The organism is Stenotrophomonas pictorum JCM 9942, from assembly GCF_001431585.1.
Taxonomy (GTDB): Bacteria; Pseudomonadota; Gammaproteobacteria; order Xanthomonadales; family Xanthomonadaceae; genus Stenotrophomonas; species Stenotrophomonas pictorum.
The window spans coordinates 1-8,330 of record NZ_LLXS01000055.1 but is presented as its reverse complement, the minus strand read 5'-3'; the positions used below and the strand labels follow the sequence as shown (position 1 = coordinate 8,330).

12 protein-coding genes are annotated in these 8,330 nt (G+C 62.5%); 1 reads left to right on the top strand and 11 read right to left on the bottom strand.

The genetic code is table 11. The annotated features are described in order from the left end of the window. Positions 1–79: 79 nt before the first annotated feature. Together ARC78_RS14930 and ARC78_RS14925 are read right to left on the bottom strand one after the other, a co-directional pair. A complete protein-coding gene (locus ARC78_RS14930) occupies positions 80–325 on the bottom strand; it encodes a helix-turn-helix transcriptional regulator (RefSeq protein ID WP_054661069.1) in 246 nt (81 codons plus the stop codon). Then, the gene (locus ARC78_RS14925; RefSeq protein WP_057506562.1) at positions 322–1,983 is read right to left on the bottom strand and encodes a DNA cytosine methyltransferase; all 1,662 of its coding nucleotides are present in this window, start codon (positions 1,981–1,983) and stop codon (positions 322–324) included. The genes ARC78_RS14930 and ARC78_RS14925 overlap by 4 nt, the downstream gene beginning before the upstream one ends. On the opposite strand from ARC78_RS14925, the gene ARC78_RS14920 reads away from it, so the two are divergent. Continuing rightward, positions 1,982–2,425: a hypothetical protein gene (locus tag ARC78_RS14920; RefSeq protein ID WP_057506561.1), complete on the top strand. Its 444-nt coding sequence runs from the start codon at positions 1,982–1,984 to the stop codon at positions 2,423–2,425. The two genes, ARC78_RS14925 and ARC78_RS14920, sit on opposite strands and share 2 nt — an antisense overlap. A 1-nt stretch (position 2,426) precedes the next feature. Here the strand turns inward: ARC78_RS14920 and ARC78_RS14915 are convergent, their stop codons facing one another. From ARC78_RS14915 to ARC78_RS14875, 9 genes are all read right to left on the bottom strand, one after another. Further along, positions 2,427–2,735: a hypothetical protein gene (locus ARC78_RS14915; RefSeq protein ID WP_158499994.1), complete on the bottom strand. Its 309-nt coding sequence runs from the start codon at positions 2,733–2,735 to the stop codon at positions 2,427–2,429. Continuing rightward, positions 2,725–3,036, bottom strand: a complete 312-nt coding sequence (locus ARC78_RS14910) for a hypothetical protein (RefSeq protein WP_145974367.1) — start codon at positions 3,034–3,036, stop codon at positions 2,725–2,727. The genes ARC78_RS14915 and ARC78_RS14910 overlap by 11 nt, the downstream gene beginning before the upstream one ends. Before the next feature lie 210 nt (positions 3,037–3,246). Continuing rightward, positions 3,247–4,074 carry a hypothetical protein gene (locus tag ARC78_RS14905; protein WP_145974366.1) on the bottom strand — a complete coding sequence of 276 codons (828 nt, stop codon included), beginning with the start codon at positions 4,072–4,074 and terminating at the stop codon, positions 3,247–3,249. Positions 4,075–4,700: 626 nt separating this feature from the next. Then, a complete protein-coding gene (locus ARC78_RS14900; RefSeq protein ID WP_054658971.1) occupies positions 4,701–5,189 on the bottom strand; it encodes a hypothetical protein in 489 nt (162 codons plus the stop codon). After that, positions 5,186–5,320, bottom strand: a complete 135-nt coding sequence (locus ARC78_RS17070; RefSeq protein ID WP_256202335.1) for a hypothetical protein — start codon at positions 5,318–5,320, stop codon at positions 5,186–5,188. Before ARC78_RS17070 ends, ARC78_RS14900 begins: the two co-directional genes overlap by 4 nt. After that, positions 5,317–5,622 (bottom strand): hypothetical protein, encoded by a 306-nt coding sequence (locus tag ARC78_RS14895; RefSeq protein WP_054658972.1) that lies wholly within the window; start codon positions 5,620–5,622, stop codon positions 5,317–5,319. The genes ARC78_RS17070 and ARC78_RS14895 overlap by 4 nt, the downstream gene beginning before the upstream one ends. Positions 5,623–6,475: 853 nt before the next feature. Then, positions 6,476–6,766 (bottom strand): hypothetical protein, encoded by a 291-nt coding sequence (locus ARC78_RS14885; RefSeq protein WP_054658974.1) that lies wholly within the window; start codon positions 6,764–6,766, stop codon positions 6,476–6,478. 126 nt (positions 6,767–6,892) lie between these two features. Beyond that, positions 6,893–7,735: a DUF3037 domain-containing protein gene (locus ARC78_RS14880; protein WP_054658975.1), complete on the bottom strand. Its 843-nt coding sequence runs from the start codon at positions 7,733–7,735 to the stop codon at positions 6,893–6,895. Next, positions 7,732–8,330 (bottom strand): HipA family kinase (locus tag ARC78_RS14875; RefSeq protein WP_241772761.1); only part of this gene is annotated, 599 nt, incomplete at its 5' end. The genes ARC78_RS14880 and ARC78_RS14875, both read right to left, overlap by 4 nt.

The following is an 8,330-nucleotide window of genomic DNA, read 5'->3' as shown; positions in this document are numbered from 1 at the left end:
CCCCCTCTCCGCCAGATTAAGGAAAAAGCCCCTAGGAATAGGGGCTTTTTTCGTTTCTGCCCTTTACCTACCCACCCAGCTACCCATCCGGCTGAATTTGTCTGTTTTTCGACACTTGGTCTTGAATCCAGGCCTGGACTTCCGACTGCAACCACAGCGCGCGCCCGCCGACTCGGATGGACTTCGGGAATTGCTTTGCCTTCATACGCTCGTAAATGAAGGAGGATTGCACGCCGGCTTGGGCGCTGACGCCCTGGATGGTCAGCAAGACCTCCGGTTGACTGAGGGGCGACACCTGAGGTTGATTGAGGGTTGATTGACTCATGCGGCCATCCTTTCGTGCTGCAGTACGGGGTCTAGATTTGCGCGGGCAAGCGCGGCTATCGGTGCCGGGCTCACGCTGTTGCCGACCATGCGCACTGCGGCGCTGGTGGTCAGCGGGCTGCCGTTGGCGGTGCGGTCGATGATGTAGTCCGGCGGGAAGCCTTGGGCGGTGAACAGCTCGCGGGGCTTGAGCATGCGCAGCCGGATGTCGGTGATCACGTAGGGCGTGGCGCCGATCATCACGGTGACCAGTGCCATGCGATCGCGGGTGGTAATCGTGTCCAGCGGATCGCGTACGTCCAGGGCGGTGCCGTTGCCGTAGTAGTTGATGAGGAAAGCGGCCACGCGCAGTGCGCCGGCTTCTTGCTCGGGCGATAGCTCGGCCACATCGGCGGTCACCAGGCGCTGCTGGCTTCCGCTGGCGGTGATGGTGCTGATGGGCTTGCGCAGGTCGTGGCCGCTGTTGTCGGCAGCGAACCCACCGTTGGCCTGCTCGAGGAAGGCGGCCATCAATGCGAGTGAATGAGCAGCGCCCGCGGGTCGTTTGCAGGCGCCCCCCGCGGTGATCGTCGGCAAGGGGGAATCGACCGGTTGGCCAATGCTGTCGCCCTTGAACTTGACGAGCGCCGGCGCCACCACCGCAAAGTGCCCGCCCTTCACCCCAGCGCACTGGGTACGCAGCGGCTCCTGCGCCGACCAGGTGCGGCCGCCGTTGCCGGCGTTGGCGAACTCGGTGAGGAAGAACGGTTCGGCGGCATCGACGACGTGGCGCTTCAGGCCCTTGGCGATACGGCGCATGGTGGCGTCGGCCAATGGGCGCGGCCGGTCGAAGATGGAGCGGCCCAGGTCGCTGAAGTCGATGCTGTCAGCGGCGGTGACCAGCTTCATCAGGCCGTGCGCCTTGCCATGTGTCGGGCGGGGCCACTGAATCGGCTGGCCATCGCGTCTGGCGAGCAGGAACAGGCGCTCGCGGCTGGTGCCGGCGCCGTAGTCGCTGGCCACCAGCTTTCGCCATTCCACTGCATAGCCTAGCGATTCCAGCGCATGCACGAACTGCCGCCAGGTGCGGCCGCTGTGGCGCTTGTCCGGGATGAGCTGCTGGTTTTCCACAGGTACGCGCTCGGCCGGCTCGGCCACGCTGCCATCCATGCGCAGCACCCGGCCGGTGGCCTTGCAGCGCTTTGCCACCAGCGGCCCCCACGTGAGGATCTGCCACACGTTCTCCATGCTGATAATGCGCGGCACGGTGTTGCCGCCGGTGCGCTTGTCGGCTTCCAGCAGCTGGCCCACCCACTTGAGCACCACCCACGACAGCGCCCGCGTCTTGCGGCTGCGCGGCTGGCCGCCCTTGGCTTGGCTGAAGTGCGTGCAATCGGGCGAGGCGTGGAACCAGCCGACTTTGCGGCCGGCTACGTCCATGCGCGGATCTGCGTGCCAGATGTCCTCGCGGTGGTGCTGCGTGAGCGGGTGGTTCGCCGCGTGCATGCCGATGGCTTGCTCGTCGTGGTTGTAGGCCAGTGCGGGGTCGATGCCCAGCGCCTGCTTCAGGCCTTCGCTGGCGCCGCCGCCGCCCGCGAACAGGTCCACCACGATCTCGCCCGGGCGCAGCCGGGACAACTGCGGCAGCGGGAAGTTGAAGCGCAGGGAGCCGTCAGCCATGAATCACCTCCTGATACATGCCAGCGCTACGATCCGCGCCATGGCGACCAATCCCTACACCCACCAGACGCGCGCGCAGCTCTACACCGCGGCGCAGAACCGGGCCGCAAAGCTGCTGGACAGCCCGCACTCGGACACCGGGCACCTGCTGCTGGCGCTGGCGGCGCAGTTGCACACCGCACGCATGGCTACGCGCAGCCCGGGCGGCGAGTTGAAGGGCGCGGGCACGCTCCTCGACGCCTATGCGGACCGCCTGGAGCTGCTGCAGAGGAACGCCCGGCATGAGGTGCTGCACGACGCCGCCGATGCGGTGCTTGGCAATCGCGCTGAACGCTGGCTCAGGCCTGGCTACTACGAAGGCAGCCCGTACCAGCGCGGCATTGAGTCGGACGCTGGGCTGCGGGAAGTGCTGGGCGAGCTTGAGCTGCTGCGGAAGCGATAGATCACGCATCGCTCGCCTCCTGCGGGCTGTCTTCATCGTCGTCCAGCTCGATGTCGAGTAGCTGATTGCGGCGGTGTTCCCGGAAGATCTCCGCACGCTCCCCGCAATCGGTGTCGCAGTCCGGGTCGCCACAGTGTGGGCAGCCGTCGTCAACGGGCACGCAGTTGTGGCAGGCGTGCTGACCGCCATGCCAGGTTCCACAGCTGTTCCAGCAGAAGCCTTGCCCGCAGGTCTTGCAGATTCCCGCGTCGCTCAGGTCCAAGTTGTTGTCACAGACGGCGCATAGGCCGATGGGCATATCACGGGCCATCCTTCACCCCCTGCGGGCGGGCGGCGAGCATTGCCGCCCACATTTCCTCGACGCTTCCGCCCATATTGCGAACTCGGATACCGGCCTCCCACACTTCGTACCCTGCACCTGTGCGCAAATCCACCGGCACCAGAGCAAGCCCCTCCGGCGCGGCGCGCAGGGCGGCGGTGATGGCGGTAAGCGCGCCTTGCACAGTGACGACCACGGGAGCATCGGCGCCTCCGAGAGCGAAAGCTTCTCTCCCTTCGTCGTTGAACACCGCCGCCAGCAACTCCCTGGCCCGCTGCATGTCGTCAGTCATGGCGCACCGCCCAGCAAATCTGGCGCGCATAAACCGATGGCACGCGTTTGACCGCCCCGACCCGCTCCAGACGCTCCAAAGCACTCCGAACCTTTGAAGTTGGGACGCGCTTGCGGCCTGCTGACAGACAGTTCGCTATTACGTAGGTCATCATTCCGTTCGGGCCGCGAGCGTGAAGAGTGCGCATAACGTCCGTATCGAAGTTGGCATTCATTCCGACACCCCCGCGCCGTGGCTGGTGGGCTGCAACTCGGCCAGCAGGTCGGCGGCCCGCTGCATGTTCAATGCGCGCTCATCCTCCGGGTTCTTGTCGAGCATGGCAGCGGCGTCGTCGCCGAGGGACGCAATCACTTCCTCGACCTCATCGACTTCCGGCTCCGGGCGCGGACGGCCTTCGATCTCGGCCAGTCGGTCCTGAAAGTGCTCACGCGCATCGCAGCTGCCCTTGGGGCTGGTGTCGATCAGGGACAGAATATCTGCGAGGACAATGTCCGGGTCGGTCTGGTCTGCAGGTACGCGCATCAGGGCCTGTCCCGTCGTAATGCGCACAATTGCAGCCTTGATGCGTTCGCGGAACTGTTCAAGGTCGATCCCCGGCGCTGCGGGGGCGCTGGCCAGCGGGATCACTTCACCCATCGCGGTGAGCTGATCGGCGAACCAGGTATCAGCCGGCGCTGCGGCGACGGGGCAGGCAAGCATTGGCGCCAGGATGCGCAGCAGCTCCAGCCAGGGGCGCGCCGGCAAAACGTCGGCCAACTCGCAGCCGGGGGCGTGCTCGAACGGCTCATTCGCGTAGTTGGTGAGCTGGCGGCTCCGGCAGGCCCGGCAGCGCAGGTAGTCGCTATCCAGCGACCAGCTCTGGTCGAAGATGCACAGGGCCATGTTCATCACGCGGAAGGAGCTGGCTTGAACGACCACGGCCGGCGGGGCTTCGGCCCGGCTCAGGTCTGCGGCCGCGCTGCCGTGGGCAGGGCAGGGCCAGCGGAGTGATCCGTTGCCGCTTGGGCAGGTGCACTCGGGGAGGGTCTGACTGGTCATTGCTTGCTCCTTCAATCTGAGGCCGGTGTCTGCGCGCGCTGTCCGTTTGCGCTGGCTATTCGGTCGTATCGCTCTGCTTCGGCGAGGTAGTGCTGGTGGCGTGCAACTTGCTCGCGCGCTGTCCAATGCGGATCCACCCGGGCAACCTCTGCAGCGACGCGGCAAGCGGCTGCATTACGCTTCGCAAGCCGGATCGGGTCGTCTTCGAAGATGTCGAGTTGGGCGTTGTGGGAGCGCATGGCCGGCGGGCTTTGGAGGGCGGATTGCTGTAGCGGTTGAAGCGAGGGAACCAACCCTTTCGCCATGCCTCCCGGTACTGGGCACCGAGATGGACGCGCAGGGGGAGGCGGGAAGGTGGCGCGTAGCCTTGAGCTAGCTCGTAGCGATCAAGGCGGTCTTGCGCAGTCGCGACGCGTGGGGACTTGGTGACAATCGCGTCCAGGCCGTGGCCCAGTAGGTAGATCGCCGCCGGCGGATTCATCCCCGCGGCTCCGCATTGGGTGGGGCCGGCTCAGGGTTGGCCGCCGCCGCATGTGGGTCGGTGGGAGGTGCGATCGGGGGAAGCACCTGCGCACCGAACTCGGCGTCGAACATCGCGTCTACGCTCTGCAGGCTTATGTCGCGGATCACAGCTGCACCTCCACGAATGCCAGGTCATGCATGACGCACTGCCCCCAAACTGCCGGAGGGGATTTGGCGTTGACCACCGATGACAGGGGGACAACCGCGGTTGCCCGGAGGCAGGCGTCGGGGGAAATGGAATAGGAGCCGCTGGTGACGGCGTCGACGGCGTCGAGTGCGTCCTGCCAGCGACGGGGGGAGAAGTCGCTTGTCAGCGCTACGGCCACGCCGGTGGTGCAGTTCGGCACGCCGCCGGCCTCGAAGGCGTTCAGCGTGGCGTGGGCGATGGTGGCGCGCAGGCCCCAGTCGTCGTGCTTGGCCATCTGGTAGACGGCGAGCGCTGCGCAGATGCGCGGGCTGCTGATAACCAGGTTGGTCGGGATGGTTACGTCGCCGGCGGTGCTGGTCGAATCAACCGCGGAGGCTTCGGGCTCTCCGGTGGCGGCGCAGCCGGTCAGCAGGGCGGCCAGAGCGAAGGCGAGGGCGCGGGTCATACGACACCCCCTGCCTGCAGCAGCGCCATGACACCGGCGCCGACACAGAAAGCCATGGCGGCGATCACCGTCGTGAAGATGGCGTCCTCGCGGGTCCGGCGAGCCAGCTCGCGCTCGAGCTTGGCGCTCATGCGGCACCGCCGGTGTGCGCGTCGACTTCAGCGTGGCGGTAATCGACCCATTGGAAGAACACGAGGACGCCATCATGGTCGAGGCACTTGGACGTGCAGCGGCTTTCCCACTTGCGTCCATCGCTCTCGATCAGCGTCTTGGTGGCGTCAGCCTTCCAGTCATGGACAGTGGCCGGCAGCGAGATGGCGTCGAATTCAGCCCGGTTGCGGGGGCGGGCATAGATCATGTTGGGGCACGGCACGATGCAGGACGGGGTCTGCACCTGGCTCGGCGTGGCTTGCTGCTGGCCTACGGCGTCCATCTGGCTGTCTCCATGCCCCTTCCCGGATGGGAGTGTCGTGGGGCGATGGATGGAGTAAACATCAAGTTGATGTACTGGTCAACATAGAGTTTACAATCAGCGTTTAGTTATCCTGAACCGCAGCGATTTCATTCATTATCGTGGGCGGTGCAACAACAACCCATCGGCAAGGGGGCACGTTGTGTCGTCGATGCAACTGCGCAAGTGCCGGAGAGGTGGTGGGAGAGAAGCTATCCTAGGGGCGTGATCGCGCCTGCCGCGGTATTTCGGCTAAACATTTCTTGGAGTTGATAGGTGGACAAGAGACTGTGCGGACCGGTCGTTGGAGCTCTATTGCTTTTGCCTAACTGCGCTTTAGCCTGTGACTGGACGGTCAGTAAACGAACCGATCAGATGACCGATATGCAGATATGCACCATCACATCCGCATCCGCGAGGATTGGCCTGTCTGCTAGCCAGGATGGCGTTGCATTCGTAGCGATGAGCAACGCCCCCATTGACCGTCAGTTCTTGCAAGTGAGAGTTGATGACCATGAGGCTATCTCCCTTCCCTATGACGCTAGATCGTCTGCAAACTTCAGAGACGGCGCACGGGTCGCGCTACGCCAAATATTTTCAGGCGATAGGCTAAGAACTTCGTACTTCGACTACTCAGGGCAAAAGCAGGGTGTCGCTGCAATCTGCACCCTCCCAGAGATCATTAGGGAGTGCGGTGCTCCCATCGATAGGATCATGGATACGCGCTCCCAAGCGGAAATCATCAAGGGATTGTCTCGGTAGTCAGATGCCTTATGGATACATGGCATAGGCCCACCGATAGGCGAGTTTGGTCTGCTGCGTGGGGGAAGGCTGATCAGAAACGGGCACTCAGCTCCGGCATCTTGCTGTGCGGCAACCGCTGCCGCAGGTGACTGGCTTGCTCGGCAGCGCTGGACAGGCTGTAGGCCCGATGCAGGATGGTGCAGATCGAGCGTGTGATCGGCTGGCGGTCCTCGCAGCCTTCGGCGGCGGCGAGCGTCTGCAGGGCAAGGCCGCATAGCTCCTGGACAAGCGGCGTCAGCTCGGCACGCTGTATGGATGGGCCTTTCTCGAAGATATCGAGGGCCAGGGCATCGAAATCGGCACGCAGGGCAGGGTAGGACACGGAGCACCGCTGGCTATTGGAATGACCGTATCGTCGCGCCGCGGCAGGCCCGGAACCATCAGCGCATCCCGTTGCCCGGTGTAGGAATTCCCCTACGAAAAAACCCCGCCGGAGCGGGGTTTTCTTTCAGTACGTCGGTCTTGCAAGTTCAGCAAAGCTTAAAAGCCCATTTTTGTCGTCAGACATGACGATCTGCACATCTAAATCCTGAAGCTCGTTTCTGATCTCACGCGCTGCTTTGATGCGCTTCGTTATAGCAGTTCCCGCTGTTGCATCAGGTTCATCAATGGCAAAAAGAGTATGTCTCGGCATCAGGCCGTGCTTTTTGAGCCTGGCAATTCTGTGGACCCATGTGCCGCCATGCTCAAAAATCTTGTTCGGCTCATCGTGGCCTAAAAAGAGCGGCTTGATGACGACCTGTGGAACATCTGGGTTCGTGGAGACAAACGGGAACTTCACATTGTACGTGTCGTCACCAACGGCCCTGTCATCGAAGTAGGTCTTCAGCCTCGCAGTGCTTAGGATCTTGCCAACCCCCTTGGTGAGGATTTGCTCGTGATACTCCTTGGTCGCGAAGTCGCGCTCAATGAAGCGGTCATATAGCTGCTTCAGAGTTACTTCTGGGGACTCAGACAAGATCACCCGCGTATGGCTGAAGGTGACAAGTGCTTCACGTGGGCGCGTGATTGAATCGAAAGCAAAATGAGCCGGGATTTCCTCACGCTTTACTGCATTTTCGACGCGATTTATTTCTGTTGCCACATACTTCATTGCTTCCCGGTATATGCGAGCCTCCAATCCCTGGAAGAAGTTGGTTATACGCAGCGTTCTTTTCAGCGGGGCGAGCTGGCCTTGCAGGTAGTTGATCTCCGGACACGCGAGTACAACGCCCACGTTGGCGAATTCGCCAGTTTCGGCGTAAGGAGTGAACCTTACAATCGCGTATTGGCAAGCGACCTTAGTCTTCATGCCATCCTCCAGAAATCCTGATGATCGCAGCGCTCAAGCAATGTCTTGCAGGCTACTGCATCGAAGTTGACGGGTATTGACTGCTCATCATCATGGAACAGCCACTCGTCGGGGACCTGCTGCCAAGCTTGGTCCCAGGCTGCAAGTGCTTGGTTGAGCCTAGTCCGGTAATTTGCCATTTCCATGAGATCTTGGCAAAGGCCGCGCCATTCATCACTGAACACATGCGTACTGAGGAAGGCTTCCTCGTTGAAATCAGGGTCGAATGCAAGATTGTGGTCGATCACGATCAGCTCGGATGTGCTGGTGTCGAACAGCAGGTTGGGGTTGCCACCATTGCCCGTGAGCGTCCGGTCAGCATTGTGAACCCACCAGTCGAATACGGCGATGTCCCTACGAACCTGCAGTGGAATCAGCTCTTTGGATGCGTAGTTGAGCCAGCTCAGCTGCTCGATTGCTTTGGAAGCAAAGACAGGGCTGGTACCCAAGTCTTTCCCTTCCGGATGCAGTCGAACAAGTGCTGATGGGGCTATTGCAATGGCGAAGTCAGGTAGGTTCAGGCCAAATGAAACGGCCAAGTGCCCGGCCATCCATT